Origin of the sequence: Sphingobium sp. AntQ-1 (assembly GCF_028538045.1) — a bacterium.
In the GTDB taxonomy this organism is placed as follows: Bacteria; Pseudomonadota; Alphaproteobacteria; order Sphingomonadales; family Sphingomonadaceae; genus Sphingobium; species Sphingobium cupriresistens.
Genome location: NZ_CP117158.1, coordinates 541,721 through 564,649 on the forward strand (window position 1 = coordinate 541,721; position 22,929 = coordinate 564,649).

Annotated in this window: 17 protein-coding genes and 2 pseudogenes; 10 read left to right on the top strand and 9 right to left on the bottom strand. The window is 64.3% G+C overall.

From position 1 onward, the window contains the following. Positions 1-15 precede the first annotated feature (15 nt). Positions 16-1,071, bottom strand: a complete 1,056-nt coding sequence (locus sphantq_RS02710; RefSeq protein WP_272799541.1) for a lysylphosphatidylglycerol synthase transmembrane domain-containing protein — start codon at positions 1,069-1,071, stop codon at positions 16-18. After that, entirely contained in the window at positions 1,055-2,857 is a 1,803-nt protein-coding gene (locus tag sphantq_RS02715; protein WP_272799542.1) for a PHA/PHB synthase family protein, read from the bottom strand. Before sphantq_RS02715 ends, sphantq_RS02710 begins: the two co-directional genes overlap by 17 nt. A 149-nt stretch (positions 2,858-3,006) precedes the next feature. Here sphantq_RS02715 and sphantq_RS02720 point away from each other — a divergent pair, with 149 nt between their 5' ends. The 3 genes from sphantq_RS02720 (at position 3,007) to sphantq_RS02730 (ending at position 7,967) form a co-directional block, all read left to right on the top strand. Continuing rightward, positions 3,007-3,732 carry a Bax inhibitor-1/YccA family protein gene (locus sphantq_RS02720; RefSeq protein WP_169572524.1) on the top strand — a complete coding sequence of 242 codons (726 nt, stop codon included), beginning with the start codon at positions 3,007-3,009 and terminating at the stop codon, positions 3,730-3,732. Continuing rightward, positions 3,729-6,260 carry a magnesium-translocating P-type ATPase gene (mgtA, locus tag sphantq_RS02725; RefSeq protein ID WP_043151126.1) on the top strand — a complete coding sequence of 844 codons (2,532 nt, stop codon included), beginning with the start codon at positions 3,729-3,731 and terminating at the stop codon, positions 6,258-6,260. The genes sphantq_RS02720 and mgtA overlap by 4 nt, the downstream gene beginning before the upstream one ends. A 192-nt stretch (positions 6,261-6,452) precedes the next feature. Continuing rightward, entirely contained in the window at positions 6,453-7,967 is a 1,515-nt protein-coding gene (locus sphantq_RS02730) for an acetyl-CoA hydrolase/transferase family protein (RefSeq protein WP_239659723.1), read from the top strand. Between the two features lie 30 nt (positions 7,968-7,997). Here sphantq_RS02730 and sphantq_RS02735 read toward each other — a convergent pair whose 3' ends face one another. The 5 genes from sphantq_RS02735 to sphantq_RS02755 all read right to left on the bottom strand — a co-directional run bounded on the left by sphantq_RS02735 (position 7,998) and on the right by sphantq_RS02755 (position 13,588). Then, a complete protein-coding gene (locus sphantq_RS02735; protein WP_272799543.1) occupies positions 7,998-9,599 on the bottom strand; it encodes an MBL fold metallo-hydrolase in 1,602 nt (533 codons plus the stop codon). Positions 9,600-9,904: 305 nt separating this feature from the next. Next, on the bottom strand, positions 9,905-10,555 hold the full coding sequence (locus sphantq_RS02740) for a BON domain-containing protein (protein ID WP_272799544.1): 651 nt from the start codon (positions 10,553-10,555) through the stop codon (positions 9,905-9,907). Beyond that, positions 10,527-11,282 carry a sensor histidine kinase gene (locus tag sphantq_RS02745; RefSeq protein ID WP_272799545.1) on the bottom strand — a complete coding sequence of 252 codons (756 nt, stop codon included), beginning with the start codon at positions 11,280-11,282 and terminating at the stop codon, positions 10,527-10,529. The genes sphantq_RS02740 and sphantq_RS02745 overlap by 29 nt, the downstream gene beginning before the upstream one ends. A 147-nt stretch (positions 11,283-11,429) precedes the next feature. Next, positions 11,430-12,554 (bottom strand): VIT1/CCC1 transporter family protein, encoded by a 1,125-nt coding sequence (locus sphantq_RS02750; protein WP_272799546.1) that lies wholly within the window; start codon positions 12,552-12,554, stop codon positions 11,430-11,432. Beyond that, positions 12,551-13,588, bottom strand: a complete 1,038-nt coding sequence (locus sphantq_RS02755; RefSeq protein ID WP_272799547.1) for a zinc-dependent alcohol dehydrogenase family protein — start codon at positions 13,586-13,588, stop codon at positions 12,551-12,553. The genes sphantq_RS02750 and sphantq_RS02755 overlap by 4 nt, the downstream gene beginning before the upstream one ends. A gap of 311 nt (positions 13,589-13,899) precedes the next feature. Here sphantq_RS02755 and sphantq_RS02760 point away from each other — a divergent pair. The 5 genes and pseudogenes from sphantq_RS02760 to sphantq_RS02780 all read left to right on the top strand — a co-directional run. After that, positions 13,900-13,947, top strand: a pseudogene (locus sphantq_RS02760) (hypothetical protein); the annotation flags it as partial. 70 nt (positions 13,948-14,017) lie between these two features. Next, a pseudogene (locus tag sphantq_RS02765) lies at positions 14,018-14,158 on the top strand (BON domain-containing protein); the annotation flags it as partial. Positions 14,159-14,264: 106 nt separating this feature from the next. Beyond that, the gene (locus sphantq_RS02770) at positions 14,265-14,444 is read left to right on the top strand and encodes a BON domain-containing protein (RefSeq protein ID WP_272799548.1); all 180 of its coding nucleotides are present in this window, start codon (positions 14,265-14,267) and stop codon (positions 14,442-14,444) included. A 345-nt stretch (positions 14,445-14,789) separates the two neighbouring features. After that, the gene (locus sphantq_RS02775) at positions 14,790-15,386 is read left to right on the top strand and encodes an HdeD family acid-resistance protein (protein WP_272799549.1); all 597 of its coding nucleotides are present in this window, start codon (positions 14,790-14,792) and stop codon (positions 15,384-15,386) included. A 45-nt stretch (positions 15,387-15,431) separates the two neighbouring features. After that, complete coding sequence (locus tag sphantq_RS02780; protein WP_272800165.1) at positions 15,432-17,168, top strand: SulP family inorganic anion transporter; 1,737 nt, start codon at positions 15,432-15,434, stop codon at positions 17,166-17,168. A 551-nt stretch (positions 17,169-17,719) separates the two neighbouring features. Here sphantq_RS02780 and sphantq_RS02785 read toward each other — a convergent pair. Beyond that, entirely contained in the window at positions 17,720-17,935 is a 216-nt protein-coding gene (locus tag sphantq_RS02785; protein WP_272799550.1) for a hypothetical protein, read from the bottom strand. Positions 17,936-18,082: 147 nt separating this feature from the next. Here sphantq_RS02785 and sphantq_RS02790 point away from each other — a divergent pair, with 147 nt between their 5' ends. Together sphantq_RS02790 and sphantq_RS02795 are read left to right on the top strand one after the other, a co-directional pair. Continuing rightward, positions 18,083-19,084 carry a zinc-dependent alcohol dehydrogenase family protein gene (locus sphantq_RS02790; protein ID WP_272799551.1) on the top strand — a complete coding sequence of 334 codons (1,002 nt, stop codon included), beginning with the start codon at positions 18,083-18,085 and terminating at the stop codon, positions 19,082-19,084. 459 nt (positions 19,085-19,543) lie between these two features. Then, positions 19,544-20,101: a nitroreductase family protein gene (locus sphantq_RS02795; RefSeq protein WP_272799552.1), complete on the top strand. Its 558-nt coding sequence runs from the start codon at positions 19,544-19,546 to the stop codon at positions 20,099-20,101. A 362-nt stretch (positions 20,102-20,463) separates the two neighbouring features. On the opposite strand, the gene sphantq_RS02800 is transcribed toward sphantq_RS02795, so the two are convergent. After that, positions 20,464-22,800, bottom strand: a complete 2,337-nt coding sequence (locus tag sphantq_RS02800) for a heavy metal translocating P-type ATPase (protein WP_272799553.1) — start codon at positions 22,798-22,800, stop codon at positions 20,464-20,466. Positions 22,801-22,929 lie beyond the last annotated feature (129 nt).

A 22,929-nucleotide genomic window follows, 5' to 3' on the forward strand; every position in this document is an offset into this window, starting at 1 on the left:
CTTCACAGATAAGTACTAAACCTTACGAGAATCGGGAAGATTGCCGGGCGGGCTGGTTCGAGACGATCGCCGAGACCGATGCGGACGCCGCCTGAGTACCGAGCGCATCATCATAAGACCGGGCAGAAGCGGCAGCCACAATGTCAGGATCCTCAGCAGCATGGTGGCGGCAAAGGCATTCTCGATCGGCACACCCAGGAAACCAAGCGTTGCGGTCGACGTCGCCTCGAAGCTGCCGAGACCCAGCGGGATCGGGCCCAGCGTCACGACGATCGACGCCATGATCAGCGCAATGAACGCAGTTCCGAAACCGGCGGGTCCTCCCAGCGCGTCAAGACAGGCCCAGAGCGTCGCGGCGTCGGCAAGGAAGACCAATGCATTGAAGCCCGTGACGCGAAGCAAAAGCGGGCGATCACCGATCAGATGGGCCGGGGCCTGACCGACGATCTCCAACAGGTTACGGACCACGCCCACCCGTTCGAGCCGGGGCGACAAGGGCTGGCTGCCGCGATGTCTGAGCCAGAGCGCGAGCGACGGAATGGCGAGCGCCACCAGCAGAAATGTGGTGACCATACCGGCCATCAGCGGCGTCGCCTTGTCGTGGAGCCATAACAGGACCAGCATGGCGACCGCGAAGAAGGCGAAGGCGGCGTAATATCCTGTCATCGAGACAAGCAGCGCCGCCACGGCCGTCCCGCGCGGCACGCGCAACCGCACGAGTTGGTCGACGAGGAGGACATTGCCCCCCATTCCCGCGCTTGGCACCGCCTGGTCCGCGAACAATTTGGTGAGCGCGATGGGCATCAACCAGGAAAGCGGCCGCGAGGCGCCGGCGCTGCGCAGCACCGCCGCCCAGCCAGCCGCCACGCTGGCATAGGTCGAAAGCTGGAACAGGACGGCAAGAGCCAACCAGAAGAGATTGGCGCGAGCGACCAGCCGGCCGAAATTCTCGATCTCGCCGAAATGCAGCACCGCTCCGACCAGCGCCGCCACAAGGATGATGCCGAGAAACCAGGACCGCCATGCGCCCGACGGCTTTGTGGCGGTCGCCTCGTCAGCTTTCGAGGACATAGCTGCCCGGCGCGTTCCCGAGCGTTCCAGCGTTCACGCCAGAACCGCCGAGCGGCGGCGGTACGCCTGGAGGGCTTGAATGCAAATCGAGCCAGGCGGCCCATGCCGGCCACCACGAACCAGCTTCTGACGATGTCCGGGCCATCCAGGTTTCAGGATCGACGCCGTCCGCGTCTGCCGGTCGTGCGAGCAACCGATAGAATCGATCCGGATGGCCGGGTTCGGATACAATTCCGTCGTCATGGCCGCCGGTGGTGAGCAGAAATGTCACCTCCGTGCCCATCAGCCGATGGATCTTGTAGACGGAGCGCCAGGGCGCGACATAGTCGCTTTCGGCGCCGACCGCGAAAACCGGTACATGGATATTTTCGAGGGGGATCGGTCGACCATCGACCTCATACCGTCCCTCGGCCAAATCGTTAGCAAGAGCCAGGGAGTGAAGATACTGGCTATGCGCTGCAAATGGCAGGCGCGTGGCGTCGCTGTGCCAGGCTTGCAGGTCGCTCATCGGGCCGCGTGCGCCCATGAGATAGTCGCGGACAAAATAGGGCCAGACAAGTTCGTTCGAGCGCAGCGCCTGGAAAGCGCCGCTCATTTGCGCGCTGTCGAGATAACCCCGTGCGCGCGCCATCGTCTCAAGAAAATCGAGCTGCGCCGCGTCGATGAACAGGCCGACCTCGCCCGGTTCGCTGAAATCGGTTTGCGCGGCGAACAGCGTCATCGACGCAAAACGATCATCGCCATCGCGCGCCATCGCCGCCGCCGCGATCGCGAGCAAGGTTCCCCCGAGACAGTAACCCGTAGCGTGAACTCTGTTCCCGCCGGTGATCGCGGTGATCGCGTCAAGCGACGCCATGATACCCAGCCGACGATAATCCTCCAGGTCGAGCGCGCGACCGCCTTCGCCGACATTGCGCCACGAAATCATGAACACCGTATGCCCCTGCCCCACGAGCCAGCGCACCAGCGAATTCTCAAGCGACAGGTCGAGAACATAATATTTGAGGATCCATGCCGGAACGATCAGCAACGGTTCCGGACGGACGGCCTGCGTTGTCGGCGCATATTGGATGAGCTCGATCAGATCGTTCCGATAAACTACCTTGCCCGGCGTGATCGCCACGTCGGCGCCAGGACGATAGCATTCGGCGCCGGCCGGCCGCTCTCCCGCAAGCGAGCGGAGCCAGTCCTCGATCAGGGTTGCCACACCATCGACCAGGCATTTGCCCTGGGTTTCGATGATGCGGTGCTGGAGGACCGGATTGGTGGCGACAAAGTTCGAGGGCGCCAGCATGTCGAGTATCCGGTGGATCGAAAAGCGCATGATTGCCCGATGCTGCGCTGTAACCCCAAGAATATCGCACGCCGCCTCATCCCACCACCTCTCGCTGTGCAAAAAGGACTGACGTATCAGATCGAAAGGCCATGCCTCCCAGGAAGGATCGTCGAAGCGGTGTTCCCGCGTTGGAGGGCCGGCTTGGGGCTTGGGTGCGCCTGCGGACGCAGCAGTCCGCCACTCACCACCGGCGAGCGACATAAATTCGCGGACGGTCTCGGCAACAATATGCATTTGGCTACCTGGAAATAAGGCGAGATGCGTCGCCCAGTCTGCGAAGGCCTCACCGAGCGACGACGGCGCCAGCCCGCCTGTAAGGGTTGCAACGGCCGCTCTCGTGGGGCGAAGGAACAGTTCGGCCCATCCGTCATATGGACCACCAGCACATTTTGTTGCCATTCCGTCGGGCGTCGATAGCGAAACCACTGCCTGCTCCTCGTTGCCTGTCACTTGGCTCATAGGGACTTCGGCAGCGCCACGAATTAGGTAAGCCTACGGACCCGGGCCGCCCGTCAGCTTACGTAGCTTTGCGGATTGGTCGCAGCGACGTGCCGACACAGGGTAGAAGTGTAGCTTTTACCCAAGGCGAGGACCGGCGTATGCTCCATCGAAGCAACGAATTTGAGTGGCCGGCATCCGGCAATGCGAACGGCGGGTATCGTGGGCTGGGCGCCTATATGAGCGCGGTCTATCTCCACATGGCCGGCGGCGTGATCCTATCGGCAGCGTTCGCCCTTCTGGCCTCCTACAGCCGATCGCTCGCGGACGCCCTGTTCACTGCCGACGGGCTCACCATCATTGGATGGATCGTGACGCTGGCGCCCCTGGGACTGGTGATCCTGCTCGGCGCACGGGTCGATCGGCTGTCTGCCTCGACGGCCAGCGCGATCTTCATCCTTTACACCGCGCTCGTCGGATTGTCGCTTGGCAGCTTGCTGCTCACCTACAGCAGCGACAGCGTCGGCTACACCTTCGTTTCCGCTGCGGCCGGATTTGCCGTGCTCGCTCTGGTGGGCACTGTCACGCACAAGGATCTGTCGGGCCTGGGCGCCTTCTTCACGATCGCGCTCGTCGGGCTCATCGTGACGATGCTGCTTAATCTGTTCGTGCGCTCAGGCACTGTCGATCTGCTCACCTCGGGCGTCGGCATCCTGCTGTTCGCAGGGCTCACCGCATTCGATGCACAGCGGCTGAAGCGTCAATATGAGGAGGGCGCCGCGGATGGGCGCAATGGCGCTGCGGTGCTGGGTGCGCTGACGCTCTACCTCGATTTCCTGAACCTGTTCCTGTCGTTGCTGCGGTTCAGCGGACGGGAGCGGTGGTGACCGAGCCGCAGGCGTTCTGGCAAGCCACGCCCGACGATTCTCTCCGCACGCTCGCCGCGACCTGCGACGGGCTGTCGTCGAATGAGGCTGCCGCGCGTCTCGACCGTGACGGGCCGAACGAGATCTCCGCGGCGAAGCAGCGGCATCTCCTGCTCGACCTCCTGCGCCGCCTCGGCAATCCGCTGATCGCTATCCTGCTCGTGGCCGCCGGCATAGCCGGGGCCACCGGCGACATGGCGAGCTTTGCTATCATTTTCCTCGTCGTCGTGCTGTCTACCACCCTCGATCTCGTCCAGGAGCACAGGGCCGAAGCGACGGCGGAAGCGCTCAAGCGGGCGATCGCCCTTCATGCGACCGTGCTGCGCGACGGCAAGCCGATCGAGTTGCCCGTGCGCGAGTTGGTGGCCGGCGATATCGTCATGCTTGCGGCGGGCGATCTCGTCCCCGCCGATGGCGTCGTCCTGGCGGCGAACGGCGCGCAGGTGAACGAGGCGCTGCTGACCGGCGAACCCTATCCGGTCGAAAAGCAGATCGAGCCCGTCATGGTCGCCGAGACGCCGGCCGACGCGCGCAACGCGCTGTTCCACGGGACATCGCTCATTGGCGGCACGGCGACAATGCTCGTCGTCCAGACCGGTTTGCGCACGCGCTTCGGCGCGATCGCGCGTTCGCTCGCCGGCAAACAGCCGACGACTGCTTTCGAGCATGGCATCCACAAGCTCGGCGTGCTGATCGTCAGGCTCACGATCTTCCTCGTGCTGTTCGTGCTGCTCGCCCATCTCGCGCTCGGGCGGCCGCCGCTGCAATCCTTCCTGTTCGCGATGGCGCTCGCGGTGGGCCTGACACCCGAGCTTTTGCCGATGATCATGACCGTCGCGCTCGGGCGCGGCGCTCAGCGGATGGCGAAAGCCAAAGTCGTGGTGAAGCGGCTATCCGCGATCCACGACCTCGGCCAGATGGATATATTGTGCACCGACAAGACCGGCACGCTCACCGAGGCGCGGATCACACTCGTCGGCCACCCGGGCATCGACGGCGAGGATGACGAGCGGGTGGCGGAGTTGGCGGCGGTCAACGCCCGCTTCGAGACCGGCCTGAAAAGTCCGCTCGACCAGGCGTTGCTGCTCCACATGACCGGCCGCTCGCTCGAGGGCTGGCGCAAGCTGGATGAACGGCCGTTCGATTTCGAGCGGCGGCGCGTCGCGGTGCTTGCCGAGCAGGGAAGCGAGCGGATCGAGATCGTCAAGGGCGCGCCCGAGACGCTGCTCGCCTTGTGCACAAGAGCGCAGGACCGATCGGGAGAGTTCGTGCCGCTCGACGATGCGCTGCGCGCCCGTCTGTGCGCGCTGCGCGACGATCGCGCGGCGCAGGGGCTGAGATTGCTCGCGATCGCATGGAAACCGGCGGCCGGGCAAGAGCGAATCGACGCCCGGGGAGAGGACGAGCTGGTGTTCGCGGGCTATTGCGTGTTCGTCGACCCGCCCAAACCGAGCGCCACGTCCGCAGTCGCCCGGCTCGAAGCGGCGGGCATTCGCATCAAGGTGATTTCGGGCGATGCGGCGCCCGTGATCCAGCATCTCGTGGCGGCGCTCGCCCTGCCGGTCGAAGGTATTTTGACCGGCGAAGAGATCGCGAAGCTGAATGATCCAGCACTAGCTGCCCGGGTGGAACAGGTCGACCTTTTCGCTCGGGTCACGCCCGACCAGAAGACGCGGATCGTCCGCGCTCTCCGTGCACGCGGTCACACGGTGGGCTTCATCGGCGACGGCATCAACGACGCGCCGGCGATCCGCGCCGCCGATGTCGGCCTGTCTGTCGACGGCGCCACCGATGTGGCCCGCGAGGCGGCCGACATGATCCTGCTCGCGCCCGATCTCGGCGTGCTCGCCGATGGTGTCGCGGAGGGGCGACGGACCTATGCCAACATCATGAAATATGTCCGGATGGGAACGAGTTCCAACTTCGGCAACATGCTGACCATGGCGATCGCGTCGCTGTTCCTGCCGTTCCTGCCGCTCACGCCGGTGCAGGTGCTGCTCAACAACCTTCTCTACGACCTTTCCGAGATCGGCATCCCGTTCGACACCGCGGACAGCGGCGATCTGGCGCGTCCGCAGGGATGGGACATAAGGGGGCTCGTACGCTTCACCGCGATCATGGGACCGCTTTCCTCGCTCTTCGACTTCGCGACTTTCGCGCTTCTGCTCGGCGTCTTCCACGTCGGCATCCCGGAGTTTCGCACGGCCTGGTTCATGGAATCGATGATGACGCAGATCCTCGTCGTGTTCGTGATCCGTACATCCCGCCCGGCCTGGTCGAGCCGGCCTCACATCGTGCTGACGGTCACCGCGCTGGCCGGCCTGGCGGCAGCGCTGCTGCTGCCGCTGCTGCCTTCGGCCGGTCTGCTCGGCTTCGCGATACCGGGTGCAACCATATTCGGCGCCATCGCGCTGTTGGTGGCCGGCTATCTGGCAAGCGCGGAGTTCCTCAAGCGGTTCGCATTGCGGCCAGCGAGGTCCGCGCGTTGATGACGAGGCCGCCGTGGCTGCATGACCGCGACCCTCGATCTTATCGGGATGGTTTGAAATGCCGGCAATTGGCATCGCGGCGGAGCGATAGGCCGGGGCCGTAAGCGCCCATGCGGACGCACGGCGCTGGCGCACGGGCCCGGTATCATGAATGCTTGCAGGCAGTTTGAACACGATCGGAGATTCGGGACGGTGAAGGAACGACGTATTGGTTACGAAGCGCTGCGGTCGAAGCTGATGAGCGCGCAGGATGCCGCCCGGTTGATCGCACCCGGCACCACAGTGGGCATGAGCGGCTTTACTGGTTCGGGCTATCCCAAGGCGGTCCCGCTCGCCCTTGCCGAGCGGATCGAGGCCGAGCATGCCGCAGGCAACCCCTTCTCGCTCCGCGTCTGGACCGGCGCGTCGACAGGTCCGGAACTCGACGGTGCGCTCGCCAAGGCTGATGGCATCGAATTCCGCCTGCCCTACAACTCCGACCCGATCGCCCGCGACAAGATCAACCGCGGCGAGATGGAATATTTCGACATGCATCTGAGCCAGGTCGCGCCGATGGCGTGGCAGGGCTTCCTGGGTCCGCTGGACACGGCGCTAGTGGAGATCAGTGGCATCCGGCCGGACGGCTCGCTGATCCCCTCGTCGTCGGTCGGCAACAACAAGACGTGGCTGGACAGGGCGAGCCAGGTCATCCTCGAGGTGAACAGCTGGCAGAACCCGGCGCTCGAGGGCATGCACGACATCTATTATGGCACCGCCCTGCCCCCGCACCGCGTGCCGATCCCGCTCGTGCGGCCGGACGACAGGATCGGCGAGACCGGATTCCGGTGCGACCCCGCCAAGATCATCGCCATCGTCGAAACGGACGCGCCCGACCGCAATCTGCCGTTCAAAGCGCCCGACGAGGACGCGCTGACCATAGCCGGTCACCTGCTGGATTTCTTCCGCCATGAGGTCGCACAGGGCCGATTGCCCGCGTCCCTGCTGCCGATCCAGTCGGGGGTAGGCAACATCGCCAACGCCGTGCTGACCGGCCTTGTCGACAGCCCTTTCGAGGACATGACCGCCTATACCGAGGTGATCCAGGACGGGATGCTGGACCTGCTTGCCGCCGGCAAGCTGCGGATGGCATCCGCGACGGCCTTCTCGCTCAGTCCCGAGGCCGCCGCCGGGCTCAATGCCGACATGGAGCGTTTTCGGGGCAAGATGGTGCTGCGTCCGCAGGAGATCAGCAACCATCCCGAGCTGATCCGGCGGCTGGGCTGCATTGCGATGAACGGGCTGATCGAAGCCGACATCTACGGCAACGTCAATTCCACCCATGTCATGGGCTCGCGCATCCAGAACGGCATCGGCGGATCGGGCGATTTCGCCCGCAACGCCTATGTGTCGATCTTCATGACGCCCTCGCTCGCCAAGGGTGGCGCGATTTCCGCCATCGTGCCGCAAGTGAGCCATGTCGACCACATCAACCAGGACGTCCAGATTCTCGTGACCGAGCAGGGCCTGGCCGACTTGCGCGGTCTCTCGCCCAAGCAGCGCGCGCGACTGATCATCGAGAAATGCGCGCATCCTCGCTACAAGCCTGCGCTGTCCGACTATTTCGAGCGGGCCTTGCGGTCATCCTACGGCAAGCACTCTCCGTCCCTGTTGGCCGAAGCCCTGTCATGGCACCAGCGCTTCGTGGAGACAGGCACGATGATGGCCTGAGCCAGCGCGAGTCCCTCGGATCATCGTCTCTCAATGCCGCCGGGCGGCGCGCTTGTCCCGGACCTTCTTGTAGCTCTCCAGAACAGCCCGCATATCGTCGAGCGCCTGCTGACGGATCCTGGCATCCTGTATTTCCGCCAGTTCGCGTTTCAGGCCGGCGGCGAAATCAGCGTAGCTGTTCTGCCAGTCGCGACCCACGGCCTGCTGAAGCTCCGGGTCTCCGGTCTTGATCCGGGCTGCGGGCGTGCCGACGGGCAACCGGAACACTTCGCCCATCTCCGGCACGACGATGGAAGCGCTCAATTCGCGGGCCTGGGTGATGCGACGCAACGTCTCGATCGCCGTCGCTTCCCCATGCGAGAGGAAGAGACTGCCCCCGACAGGACGCCGCGCCTCCATCCACGCCAGCAGATCGTCCTGATCGGCGTGCGCCGAATAGGTGTCGATGTGCCGAATCTGGGCGCGCACGACGATGTCCTCACCCGAAATGCGCACGCGCTCGGCGCCGTCGAGAATGATCCGGCCCAGCGAACCCTCCGCCTGGAAGCCGACGAACAGTAGCGTGGATTCGCGTCGGAAGAGATTGTGCTTGAGATGGTGCCGGATGCGGCCGCCTTCACACATGCCCGATGCCGCCATGATAATGGCGCCCGACAAGCTGTTCAGCCGGATCGATTCCGCGACATCATCGACGAAATGAAAAGCCGCGTGACCAAAGACATTCTCGCCCTCCATATCCTCAAGCGACCCGGCATATTTGGCGAACACGCTGGTCGCGCGATTGGCCAAAGGGGAATCGACGAAGACGGGGGTGGATGGAATGCGGTTGGCGTCGACCAGCGCGGCGATATCCAGCAGCAGTTCCTGCGTGCGCTCGAGCGCAAACACCGGAATGATGAGATTACCACCGCGCGCCAGCGCGCCCTTGATTTCGGCTTCCAGCAAGGTTCGGCGCTCGCCGATGGCGAGATGGTCGCGCTTGCGGTCGCCGTAGGTGGATTCGCAGATGACATGATCGAATCCCGAGGGACCCTCGGGATTGCGTTGAAACGCCTTATGCTCGGGACCAAGGTCACCGGAACACAGGACATGCGTCCCACCGACATCGAGCTCAACCGACGCCGAGCCCAGGATGTGCCCGGCGTTCCAAAGGCGCGCTCTGAACCCGGGGACGGGCTCAAACCATGTCTCGAGCTCAACGGGCCGGGTCTGCCGCCACGCGGCCATCGCGTCCTGCTCGGTGTAGATCGGCAGGATCTCTGGCTGGTCCGCACGATCCTTGCGTCGATTGCGTCGGGTTGCGTCGCTCTCCTGGATGCGCCCCGCGTCGGCCAGCATGAACTCGAGCAGATCCGCCGTTGGCGCCGTGCACCAGATCTCGCCCGTGAAGCCTTCGGCCACGAGCCTGGGCAATAGTCCGCTATGATCGATATGGGCGTGGGTCAGGATGACCGCGTCGACCTCCTCCGCGTCGAACGGGAAGGCACTCCGGTTGAGCGCTTCGAGCGTACGGGAACCCTGGAAGAGCCCGCAATCGACAAGCAACCATTTCCCGTCACGGCAGAATTCCATGCATGAGCCAGTGACAGTACGGGCTGCTCCGTGGAAGGCGAGTGTGAGGTCGTCAGTCATGAAGTATCAGATCATTGTCCTGGATCGGCTGGGGACAGGTCGTTTCTCCCACTCGAACTTGCCCATGTCCATTGTTTCGGCGGAGAGTGTCCGACGCGTTGCAAGCGAAGCAACCCAAGCAGGACTTGCCGCCACGAAAACAGTATTTGGGACGATATTCTGGGCGGCATTCATCCGGACGTTGGCTGAGCAGCCTATCGGCGCGGATGGCGCCGCGATCAACGAAGCTTCAAATTCAGAAGAGATGGCGCGGATGCGGCCGCCGGAAATCGTCGGCAGCCGCTCCGCCATTCGCCAGACGAAGGTCAGACGACGACGATATTATCCTCGACCTTGGTCACGCCGGGAGCGGCCCATGCAGCGCGCTCGGCGATCTGCCGCTCGTTCCACGCCCTGACCTTGCCGCCCAGCGTCACCTTGCCGCCATCGGTGAACACGGTGACCGAAGCGGCGTCGAGATCGGCGTTGCGCTTGATCGCCGCCACGATCCGATCCTTGACGTCGCCGGAGGTCGGCAGCGTGTGCAGTTCGATCAAGTTGCTGACGCCGATGACGCCGTTGACCTTGCCGGCGACCTTTCTGGCCTCATCACTCTGATAATACCAGTCGACCGTGCCGCTCAGCGTCACCCAGCCATGCTCGACCTTCACCGCGATCTTGTCGTCGGGGATCGAGACGTTCCAGGAGAACAAGTCGAGGATGCGCTTGGCGATTTCATGATCGGCCGTCTTCGGATCGGAGGCGAAGCGCACCTTGATCTCCTCGGCGAGCGCCTTGACCCCAGCAACGCGCCGGGTTGCCTTCTCCGCCGCCATCTTCTGCGGATAGCTTTTGACGAATCCGGAAAGTGTGACGACGCCGTCCGTCACGGCCACGCCGATATCGGCGTGGTCGATGCTCGGCTCCCACGCCAGCTCATCGAGAACGTCACGCTGTAATTGACTGTCGCTTTTCATGTCTGATCTCCTTGCGGGTCATTCTATTCCACCGGGCGGGGGCCGTCGCGGCGGTCTCAGCGCCGGCGACCTTGAGGACCAGCGGCAAGTTCAGGGAAGCGACGGAGCCGCGGTTCTCGCTGCTCCGGAAACGCAGGCGGCCATGGGCGTTCTCGACGAAATGCCGGACGCGGTCGAGGCCGAAGCCGTTCACGGAGGGCTGTTCGAATCGATGCAGCGCCGCGTGGAGTTCGGCGGCGCTCATGCCGCGGCCATTATCGGCGACGATGAGCCGGACGCGGCCTCCGAGCCGTCTGGTCCGGATCCGGATGACGCCCGGTCTCACCAATGCCGCGCAGGCGTTGGAGACCAGCTCCAGGATCACGGCGTCCAGATCGGCGGGATCGAGCTTCACGGGCAGTGAGCCGACGGCCGGTTCGAACCGGATTTCGACGTGCCGACCGGCGCGCGCGCGCATCAGCGACCCGAGACCGGCGAGATGCTCGTTGAGGTCGAAGCGCGTCGCGGCGCCTCCCGATCGGCCTTGCCCGAGCATCGCGCTGGTAAGTCGTCCCCCGCGCCACGCGGCGTCCTCGATCGCGTCGAGCAGCAATGTCCGCCGATCGCCCGTCGGCCTGTCGTCCAGCATGTGCCGCGCGGAGGCCACGACGCCGAAGAGGTTGCGCAGATCGTGAATAGTCTCACGCGTGGATATATCCGGATCCTGGTGAAGTGAGACACTGTGCATGGCGCCCTCCGTTGACGCAATTCTTGTCCCTCTCAGGAAGCGCCCGGAGAATCGGGAATGTTACTTAGGGGTCGATCCCCCGTGCTCGCGTCCTTCCATATTGATGTTTCACGCCGCGGGCTCTTGGCGACGGCTTCATCGTGGCCGTCAGCCGAGCGACACGCCGACCATTGCCCCGGCACCGTAGGTGACTGCGGCAGCGGCAATCCCGATGACGAGTTGGCGCGCCGCCGAGAACAGCGCGGAACGGCCGGTGAAAAGGCTCGTGCCGGCGCCGATCAGCGCGAGGGCAAGGCCACTGGCGGCCAGGCTGGCGATCAGCGCCGGTCGCCCCGAGAGCAGCAGGAATGGCGCGACCGGGATGATCGCGCCGGTCGCAAAGAGCAGGAACGACCATGTCGCGGCCGTCCAGGCGGACCCGCCGAGCTGATCCGGATCGATCCCGAGCTCCTCGCGCGCCAGCGTGTCGAGCGCGGTTCCTTCATTGCTCAGCAGCCGCTCCGCCAGTGCGCGCGCCTGTGGTTCGGCGATGCCTTTGGCCTGATAGATCAGGACAAGCTCCTCCTTCTCTTCCCCGGGAACCTCGCGCAACTCTTCGGCTTCGGTCGCGATCTGGCTCTGGTAGAGTTCGCGCGAGCTTGTGACCGACAGCCATTCGCCCATCGCCATCGAGCAAGCGCCCGCGACAAGACCGGCAAGCCCCGTGAGCAACAGCGTATTGTCCGCCGCGGCGGCGCCGGCCACACCCATCACCAGGCTGAGATTGGAGACGAGGCCGTCATTGGCTCCGAGCACGGCGGCGCGCAATGTGTTGCCACCGCCGCGGTGGCGTCCCTCGAGGAGCGCGATCGTCGGTCCGGAAAGACCTCCTTTGCCGGCGGCGGCCCGCATCAGCGCGGCATGCGATCGCTCGTCGCCCGGAAGCCCGGCGGCCCTCGCCTCGGGCTGTGCGTCATAGGCCGTGCTGCCGCGCATCTCGCTGGCCGCGATCGCCGGCAGAACGAAAGCCGGTCCGAATCGCTTCGCCAGCCAGGAGAGGATGCGTGCGCTTGCGGAGGGAGCAGGCGAAAAATGGCCGCCGCCGGCTTCGATCCGCTTGCGCCAGAACTCGCCATGGGCCTGCTCGACCGCGGCGAGCCGGTGGAACACCTCGGCCAGCTTTGGATCGGTCTCGCTCTCGGCCAGCGCCGCATAGACCGCCGCGCCGTCGACCTCGCCCTGGAGATTGGAGCGATAGCGCGGCAGAGGGTCAGGGTCGGTCCCGGTCGTCAAGCTTCTATGATCACTTTCAGTGCCTGGGTCGTAGCGGCGCGGCCGAACGTATCATAGGCGTCGAGAATGTCCGCCAGCGCGAAACGGTGCGTGATCAGCAGCTTGGGATCGATCTTCTTAGATTGAACCGTCTTGAGCAGCATCGGCGTCGTCGCGGTGTCGACCAGCCGCGTCGTGATCGAGATGTTGTGCGACCAGAGCCGCTCCAGATGGAGGTCGACCTTGGAGCCGTGGACGCCGATATTGGCGATCACGCCGCCCGGGGCGACGATGTCCTGGCACAGCACGAAGGTGGCGGGAATGCCCACAGCCTCGATCGCGGCGTCGACGCCGCGTCCCTCGGTCAGCACCTTCACCGCGTCAGCCGCTTTCCCGTCGGCGCTGTTGACGACGTGCGTCGCGCCGAAACGGCGGGCGACTTCCAGCCGGTTGTCGTCGAGATCGATCATAATGATCTGGGCAGGAGAATAGAATTGCGCGGTCAGCAACGTCGCGAGCCCGATCGGCCCCGCGCCGACGATGGCGACGCTGCTCCCGGGCGCGACCTTGCCGTTGAGCACGCCGCACTCGAAGCCGGTCGGCAAGATGTCGCTCAGCATCACCAGGGCCTCCTCGTCGGCGCCCTCGGGGATCGGGTAGAGGCTGGTGTCAGCATGGGGGATGCGGACATATTCGGCCTGGGTGCCGTCGATCTCATTGCCGAGGATCCAGCCTCCCGTCGTGCAATGCGAATACATGCCGCGACGGCAATAGTCGCACCGGCCGCAGGCAGTGACGCACGAGATGAGCACGCGGTCGCCCGGCTTGAAGACGGTGACGCCCGCGCCGATCGCCTCGACCACGCCCACGCCTTCATGACCGAGGATGCGGCCCGGGGCGCAGGTCGCGACGTCGCCCTTCAGGATATGCAAGTCCGTCCCGCAGATCGTCGTCCGCGTGATGCGAACGACCGCGTCGCCGGCGTCGCGGATTTCGGGCTTGGGCCGGTCCTCGAGCGCCTTGGCGCCTGGACCCTGATAAACGAGCGCTTTCATGCACAAACCTTTCTGTAGCCGAATGTCGGACATGCGCCTTGGCGCGTCCCTTCAGGACCGGTGATGAAGACCAGCGATGTGAACCCGGACTCGCGCCGAACCTATCCGTAGATTAACGGAAGGATCGAATCCTGTCGGCGTCTTGTGACCTCTGACGGGTTTCAGCTGTCCCGTGGGGCTGGCTAGAGATAAGTCTCTGGCGCTGGAATGTCCCGATAACGGAACGCGATATCCAGAAGCGCCGAGAGACTTGTGACGCTCAAACGAGCGTCACCGCCGCCCATATCGGTGTCACAGCGAACGCTGGCGTCGTGACGCTCACGGGTCATGTCGAAAGCTTTGCGGAAAAGCAGGCAGCCGAAACCGCGGCGCGCAGGGTGAAGGGCGTCAAGACAGTGGCCGAGGAGATCGAGATCCGGCTCCCTTTCGATGACCGACATTTCGGCTGCCGCGATCGGTCGTCTCGCCTGGGACGTTTCCGTTCCGCTCGACTCCATCAAGGTAAAGGTCGAAAAGGGGTGGATCACCCTGACCGGCGAGGTCGACTGGCACTATCAGAAGGACAGTGCCGAACAGGATGTCCGACGGCTGCTCGGCGTGATCGACGTGTCCAACCAGATCACGATCAAGCGCCGGGTCGACGTCTCGAATATCAGCGACGACATCATGCACGATCATGCACGCGCTTCATCGTTCGTGGTTCTTCGACCCGAAGACTATCACGGTCAGCGCGCAGGAGGGGAATGTCGTGCTCTCCGGAACGGTTCACTCGCCGCACGACAGGCGGGTTGCCGCGGCAACGGCATGGGCCGCACCGGGGGTCACCGATGTGCGGAATGACATCATCATCTCGTGAACGCGGTGACGGGCTCTGGTAAACGACGATATTGTTGCTGCGCTGGTTGATAAGGCGCGCGTCGCCGTTCATGATACCGGGACGGCCGAGGACGAGATCCCGCTGCCTGCCAGCTACGCTGTGGCTGGCCGCAAATGGCTGTAGGCCATGGGTCGGATATGCTTACCGGGTGTGACTTCTGGCGGCTCCTGCGACAGCACGAGAACGTTGTTTGAATGTTGCGCTGAACTGAACCGTTGGGGGGCGCGGCGCCAATCCGTAGATAAACGGAGTGTGCTGGAGATCGCCGGAGCCTAGCAAGCAGTCGTTGGGCGTTGGACCGTAGAGGCATAGGAGGCGAACATCATGATCTACACGCAAGGATCGCGCTTCGGCGACGGCCCGGCTTCGCTCGAGCAGCGCGGCGCATGGCGCTGGTTCGCGGCGCTCGGCATCGCGCTTGTTCTGTTGGGGGCCATTGCGTCCGCAAACCTGTTCATCACGACCGTTGCAGCGACTTTTTACGTCGGGGCCGTCATGCTCGTCGCTGGCGCGTTCCAGATCATCCATGCCTTCGGCGTCAGAAAATGGACGCGGTTCACATTCTGGCTTCTCAGCGGATTACTTTATCTTGCGGCCGCTGCCGCGATGTTCCTCGATCCCCTGTTCGCGGCCACCCTGCTGACCCTGTTCCTCGGCGTCTCGCTCGGACTCTCCGGCGTTCTGCGTCTCTTCATCGCGCTTACAACGCGCACGCCGCCCCGTTGGGGATGGATGGCCGTCTCGGCCGTTGCGAGCATTGCCGTCGCGCTGGTGATTGCACTCGGCTGGCCGGTCAATTCGATCTGGGTTCTCGGGCTGGTGCTGTCGATAGACCTGCTGTTCCAGGGGGTCGCCCTCCTCCTGATCGGTCTGTCCCTGCGTAACGCCACGTTCTGCATGCGCGCTTCGGGCTGGCGCTAGAGCGCAATGGGCAATCGGCTCGATCCGAGGGCACGACCGCTCATGATGCGTGAGCCAGGCTTCGCAGAGCTGTTCACGCCCAAGCTCTTCACGGTGCTGCGCGAAGGCTATGGTTTTTCCGCGCTCAAGGCCGACGCCGTGGCCGCGCTGACGGTCGCGGTCGTCGCCCTGCCGCTTTCGATGGCGATCGCGATCGCCTCGGGCGTGACGCCGGATCGGGGTCTTCATACCGCGATCGTCGGTGGCTTCCTCGTCTCGGCGCTGGGCGGCAGCCGGTTCCAGATCGGCGGGCCGGCCGGCGCGTTCATCGTGCTGGTGGCTGCGACGGTCACGCAGCACGGGTTTGACGGGCTGATCCTTGCCACGCTGCTGTCCGGCCTGATCCTGCTCGCCATGGGCCTTCTGCGGCTGGGCACTTTCATCAAATATATCCCGTACCCGGTCACCGTCGGCTTCACCGCAGGCATCGCCGTCATCATCTTCGCCAGCCAGTTCAAGGAACTGCTGGGGCTGACCCTAATCGGCAAGGAGCCCGGAGCGATCATCCCCAAGGTCGCGGCGCTGGAGGGCGCATGGACGACGATCAGCCTGCCCGCGGTCGCAATCTCGCTGCTGTCGATCATGATCATCGTCGCGGTCCGCCGGCTTCGTCCGCACTGGCCGGCGTTTCTGATCGCCGTCTGCGTGGGATCGATCACCACCTGGATGATCGGGCTCCCCATCGAGACGATCGGCACGCGCTTTGGCGGCATTCCCCAGCTGCTCCCGTCACCCCAGCTGCCGGCCCTTTCGCTCACCAAAATCGGCGCCGTATTGCCCGCCGCCCTCTCCTTCGCACTGCTCGGCGGCATCGAAAGCCTCCTGTCAGCCGTGGTTGCCGACAGCATGACCGGGCGGCGGCACCGCTCCAATTCGGAGCTCGTCGGCCAGGGCATCGCCAATATCGGCTCCGCGCTGTTCGGCGGCTTCTGCGTGACCGGCACGATCGCGCGCACCGCGACCAACGTGCGCGCCGGCGCCCATGGCCCGGTAGCCGGTATGCTGCACGCCGCTTTCCTGCTGCTCTTCATCCTGCTCGCGGCGCCACTGCTGAGCTATGTCCCGCTCGCCACGCTTGCCGCGGTCCTCGTCGTGGTCGCCTGGAACATGATCGAGAAACAGGAGATCGCCACGCTGTTTCGCGCTTCGCGCGGCGACGCTGTGGTGCTGCTCGCGACACTGCTGCTCGTCATCTTCCGCGATCTCACGGAAGGCATTCTGGTCGGCTTCGGCATCGGGACGCTGCTCTTCCTCCATCGCATGGCGCAGGCCGTGGAGATCGAGCGTCCCCAGCCCCTGATAGAGACGGACTTGGCCGACCGCGGTGAGGAGGGCCGGACGCCCTATGATGTCGCCCTGGCGACAAATCCCGATGTCATCGTCTATCGGATCTCTGGCGCCTTCTTCTTTGGCGCTGCGGCGAGTGTCGCGGCGGCGCTTGATCGGATCGGCGAGCATCCGAAGGCCTATGTGATCGATTTTTCCGCTGTGCCGCTGCTCGACTCGACCGCCGCGGCGACGATCGAGGGTTTCGTGCGCAAGGCGCACCGCAAGGGCGCAATCGTCTATATCGCCGGCGCCCGGCCCGCCGTTCGCCGGACGCTTCTGACCCACGGCGCCCGCCCTCCCCACGCCCGGTACAGGAAGACACTCTCAGGAGCAGTGGAAGCGGCGCATGCCGATATCGAGGGTACTCGACTCCCGGAAGCCGGCGGGATGGGGTCCGAGCTGGCGGAGCCCTGATCGACGACCGCCGTCGGGTGTACCGGTAGGATCGAAACGCGCTTGGCCTCGATAAGGTCGCATGTGACGCCGCCGAGCAGAACTTCGCGGAAGCGCGAACGCGCATAGGCGCCGATCGCAAGCAGATCCGCCTTGGCCGTGACCGCGACACGTTGGAGCACGTCGGAAACGGACCGTCTCCGGGCATCCGGGCATGAATCTCGACGACGAATCCATGATGCGCCAGGTGACCCGCGATATCAATCGATGGTGGTGCCCGGCTCGGCAAGCGCGATGAGCGTGCCCGGCGCGCGACGCCTCCGGCGAAGCGTTTAAGCCGAGAATTGCGTGCCGCACCGGTGCCGGCATCCAGCCTGTCGGATGAAGGGCGTGGGTGCGCCCGAACCCCAGCAATGTCGCCATCGCGACGTGACGGCGCAACCTTTTGTCGGTCCATTAGGGACTGGGGCCGATCGACACGAGGTTAGCGTAGCGGCCCTGGATATTGGCCAGACTCGGAAGGGCCGCTGGTTCGTCACAGAGTCCCTGCACATCGACCGGAATGGTCGCCCTCACCGTCCGTTCTCGAACTTCGTCGAGATGGTGTACATGTCTGCTTCGCGCACCGGCTCAGGCCAGCAATATCCTACCGGATCGAAGGCGGCGATAAGCATTTGCCGCTTGGTGGGCATTGTCAGTCCGAGATGAGTGCCATGCAGTTCGGCAAGGGCAATTGCATCATGGATCGCGAGAACCGACTGCTCGCCGCCCTCGATGATCGCAAGCATATCCTTCCGCATACCGGCCTCTCACGCAGGGTCGATATAGGCAGGGTATGCCGCGTCGAATGCGCGACCGAATTGGGTAAGTCTACTTAGGGCGGTACCCGGCAAAGTGTGCGAGACTGACCGTACTGCCAATGATAGGATCATGACATGGGCCAGATGCGCGCCATGCAACTCGACGGACCCGGCAAGCCGTTGCGCATGGTCGCGCGGCCGTTGCCCGTTGCCGGCCCGGCGGAGCTCCTGATCAAGGTGGCGGCCTGTGGTGTCTGCCGCACCGACCTCCATGTGCTCGACGGTGAAATTCCCGCCCATTACCCAATCATCCCGGGTCATGAGATTGTTGGCCGGGTGCTTGCCGTGGGCGAAGAAGCCGCAGGTTTCGCGATCGGGCAACGCGTTGGCGTTCCGTGGCTCGGCCACACCTGCGGCGTCTGCAGCTTTTGCAGGAGCGGTCACGAAAATCTCTGCGATCAGCCGGAGTTTACGGGCTGTACCCGCGACGGCGGCTATGCCAGCCATGTCGTGGCGGACGCACGCTATTGTTTTGCGCTACCCGATCGCTTCACCGATGCGGAAGCTGCCCCCCTGTTGTGTGCTGGCCTCATCGGCTGGCGCGGGCTGCGTCTCGCCGGCGACGGGCGGCGGATCGGGCTGTACGGTTTTGGCGCGGCCGCGCACATCCTCACCCAGGTCGCGACATGCCAGGGACGTGAGGTCTATGCCTTCACCAAGCCAGGCGACGAAGACGGACAGGCCTTCGCGCGGTCGCTCGGCTGCGTCTGGGCCGGGTCGTCCGAGGCGGCGCCTCCAGTTCAGCTCGATGCCGCGCTGATCTTTGCGCCCGTAGGCGCGCTGGTGCCAGCCGCGCTGAAGGTCGTTCGCAAGGGTGGACGTGTCGTCTGCGCGGGAATTCACATGAGCGACATCCCTGCCTTCCCCTATGCCGATCTCTGGGGTGAGCGTGCGATCCTTTCGGTCGCCAATCTGACGCGTCAGGACGGGATCTCCTTCTTTGAGATGATCGAAAAGACGGGGATCAGGACCGTGACCGAACGCTTTACGCTGGAGCATGCGAACGAGGCATTGCAACGGTTGCGCGAGGGTCAGTTGACTGGCGCCGCCGTGATCTGTCCCCATCCGGAGACATAGGCGGGCCATCAGAGACACCATGCTCCCCGTGAATGATGGCGGACGGGACGGGCGCGGGCCAGACAAGCATCTCGTTCGGCGGACTCCTGAACAACGACGTCTCCCGCGCCGTCGGTGAACCGTCGTGTCCCGATTAAGCCCGATAACTGAGCGTGAACCAGCGTCACTCAGCCCTTTCTGAGCTGAACCTTGTTGCGCGCCATCGTTCAAGCCTCCGGAATGGGTCATTTGTTCCCATTTCGTATCAACAAATCGGCTGACGATGGTGCCTAATCAGGAAAGTGAATGTTACAGCCAGCCCGGTCTTTCGGGTGCCTCAGGCACTCCGTTATTATACGGATTGGAACCGCTGCATTTCCGATCGACTCTGAACCGACCAAAAAGCCGCGGGGACGATTGCCCACCGGCGCCAGCGGCATCGGACGAAACCAAGCCTCGATCTATTGCGGAGTGCAGCACATGGACCTGACTGAAGCGATCTACGGACGCCGTGCAACACGCGCCTATACGGCGACTCCTGTTTCAAAAGATGTACTGGAAAGCTTGATCGACGCCGCCATTCAGGCCCCGAGCGCCGTCAACGAACAGCCTTGGGATTTCACCATTGTCCAGAACATCGCGCTGCTCGATCGGATTTCGGCAGCCGCCAAAGCGTATATGGTAGAGACGATGCCACGCGGATCTTTTCCGGAACATCTGCACAAGACTCTTGAAAGTCCAGATTTTCACATTTTTTATCATGCGCCGGTCCTCATCACTATCTCAGCACGCGCCGGAGGATGGGCGATCGAAAATGCCACCCTGGCGGCCGAGAATCTGATGCTGGCGGCGCACGGACAGGGCCTGGGATCCTGCTGGATCGGCTTTGCCCAACGCTGGCTCGAGACTGCGGACGGCAAGCATGCGCTGGGCGTTCCTGACGATTTCGTGCCGGTTGCCCCGATAATCATCGGCCATTCCGCCGCGCCCGCCGGCCTCGTCCCCCGCCAACCACCGCAGTCGCGGTGGATCGATTGAACGCCCGCCTTCCGGCGGGCGAACCGCCGCAAGGAAGCTGCGCCTGATACCTTTGGGGAAGATTTGGCGGGTTCAACCGGTCGTCGCTCGAACGACCTGTCCATCCGCGTGCGTAATCGCCAGTCCTGTTGGCTCTCCAGTTCCAGGAAATGGTAAGGCGCACGTCTGCGGGCGATTTCGATCTCCTTTGTCGAAAAACAGAGATCGCGTGCATTGGCGATGAACCGCTGCCGGTTCGCGTCGGCGTTGGATAGTCGCGGTACCCGCTGTCCCGTCGCGGTGCAGCGGGTGCGAGCCGATCATCTCGTAATAGCGGATCATCCGCTGCGAGACCCCCCTCACCTTCCAGGCCTCGCCTATGTTCATAGCCGCTGCCGGTTGAGCCGAAGCGCGTTGGTCACTACGCTGACCGACGAGAGCGCCATGGCGGCCGCCGCGATCATCGGCGACAGCAGGATACCGAAGAGCGGATAGAGCAGCCCCGCCGCGACCGGTATCCCCGCTGCATTGTAGATGAACGCGAAGACGAGATTCTGGCGGATATTGGACATGGTCGCCTGGCTGAGCCGACGCGCACGCACGATCCCCATCAGGTCGCCCTTGAGGAGCGTGATGCCCGCGCTCTCGATCGCCACGTCGGTGCCCGACGCCATCGCGATCCCCACCTCGGCGGCAGCGAGCGCGGGCGCATCGTTGACGCCATCGCCGGCCATCGCGACCGTGCGGCCTTCGTGCTTCAGGCGCGCCACCACCGCGCTCTTGCGGTCGGGGAGCACATCGGCCTCGACCTCGTCGATGCCGAGCGCCCGCGCCACGGCTTCGGCCGTCGTGCGATTGTCGCCGGTCAGCATGACGACGCGGATCCCCTCGGCCCGCAAGGCGCTGAGCGCCTCGGGCGTCGTCGTCTTGATCGGGTCGGCAATCGCCAGCACACCGGCGACAATGCCGTCGAGACCCGCGAAGATGGCCGTAGCGCCTTCACGCCGCAAGGCGTCAGCCTGTGCGGCCAGCGGCGCGGTATCGACGCCATGTTCTTTCAGAAAGGCGGCATTGCCCAACAGCACACGCCTGCCCTCGACGGTGCCGAGCGCGCCCTTGCCGGTTGGGGAGTCGAAGTCGGCCACCTCGGGAATGACGATCGGGCGACTGACTGCAGCCTCGACGATGGCGCGCGCCAGCGGATGCTCGGACGCACGCTCCACACCAGCGGCCAGCCGCAGTAACTCGTCCTCCCCAACGCCCTCGGCAGCTATGACCTTCGTTACCGAGGGATGCCCCTCGGTTAGCGTTCCGGTCTTGTCGACGACCAGCGTGTCGACCTTTTCCATCCGTTCGAGCGCCTCGGCATTCTTGATCAGCACGCCGAGACCCGCGCCGCGACCGACGCCGACCATGATCGACATCGGCGTTGCGAGGCCCAGCGCGCATGGGCAGGCGATGATGAGCACCGCCACAGCCGCGACCAGACCATAGGCAAAGCGCGGCTCCGGTCCCCAGATTGCCCAGCCGGCGAAGGCGAGCACCGCGATCGCCAGCACCGCAGGCACGAACCAGCCGGCAACTTGATCGGCCATGCGCTGGATCGGCGCGCGCGAGCGCTGTGCCGCGGCGACCATCTGGACGATCCGCGCCAGCATCGTGTCGCGCCCTACCTTGTCGGCCCGGATGATGAGAGCCCCAGTCTGGTTGAGCGTGCCGCCGATCACCTTGTCACCAATGACCTTTGTTACGGGCATCGACTCACCGGTGACCATCGACTCGTCGAGCGAGGAACGACCATCCTCGACCACGCCATCTACCGGGACCTTTTCCCCAGGCCGCACGCGCAGCCGATCGCCAACGGAAATCTGGTCGACGCCGACCTCTTCGTCACTGCCGTTTGCGGCGATGCGTCGCGCAGTCTTGGGCGTAAGATTGAGCAGAGCCTTGATCGCGCCTGATGTGCGCTCGCGAGCGCGCAGCTCGAGCACCTGCCCGAGCAGCACCAGCACGGTGATGACCGCGGCCGCCTCGAAATAGATGGCGACCGTCCCGTCCGGCGATCGAAACGCCGATGGAAAGGCGCCGGGCGCGAGCGTTGCGACAATGCTGTAGGTCCAGGCGATCCCCGTCCCCATCGCGATCAGGGTGAACATGTTGAGTTTGCGGGTCCGAAGCGACGTCCAGCCGCGCTCGAAGAACGGCCAGCCGGCCCACAGCACCACCGGGGTCGCCAGCACGAGCTGGATCCATGCCGAGATCCGCATCGGCACCAGATGATGCAGCGCCGGCAAGACATGGCCGCCCATCTCGAGGACGAACACCGGCGACGTCAGCATAAGAGCAAACCAGAAGCGCCGCGTCATGTTGGCGAGTTCGGGACTCGGTCCAGCATCCGCCGTTACCAAAGCTGGCTCGAGCGTCATCCCGCAGATCGGACAATTGCCAGGATGATCCTGCCGCATTTCCGGGTGCATCGGGCATGTCCAGATCGTACTCGGCGCGGCATCGTGAGCGGTGGACGTTGCCTGGGCCGCATAATGGTCGGGATCGGCCACGAACTTGCTTCGGCAAGTCGCGCTACAGAAGTGCCAGATCTTGCCAGCATGATCGGCGTGGTGGGCGATCTTTTCCGGATCGACCGTCATCCCGCAGATTGGGTCTTTAGGCAGTGCATGATCCGCCTGCGATTGCCCATGACTATGAAGGTCGTGCTGCATCAATCTGCTCCTGTGGCAACGCCGCTGCATATGAGGTTTGATACTATGTCAGGGTCAAGAGCTGCTGGCGGTCGGCATCCGGTCGACGACAAGGCCATAACAAACGGAAGAGTCCACCGGTCTCCGTTA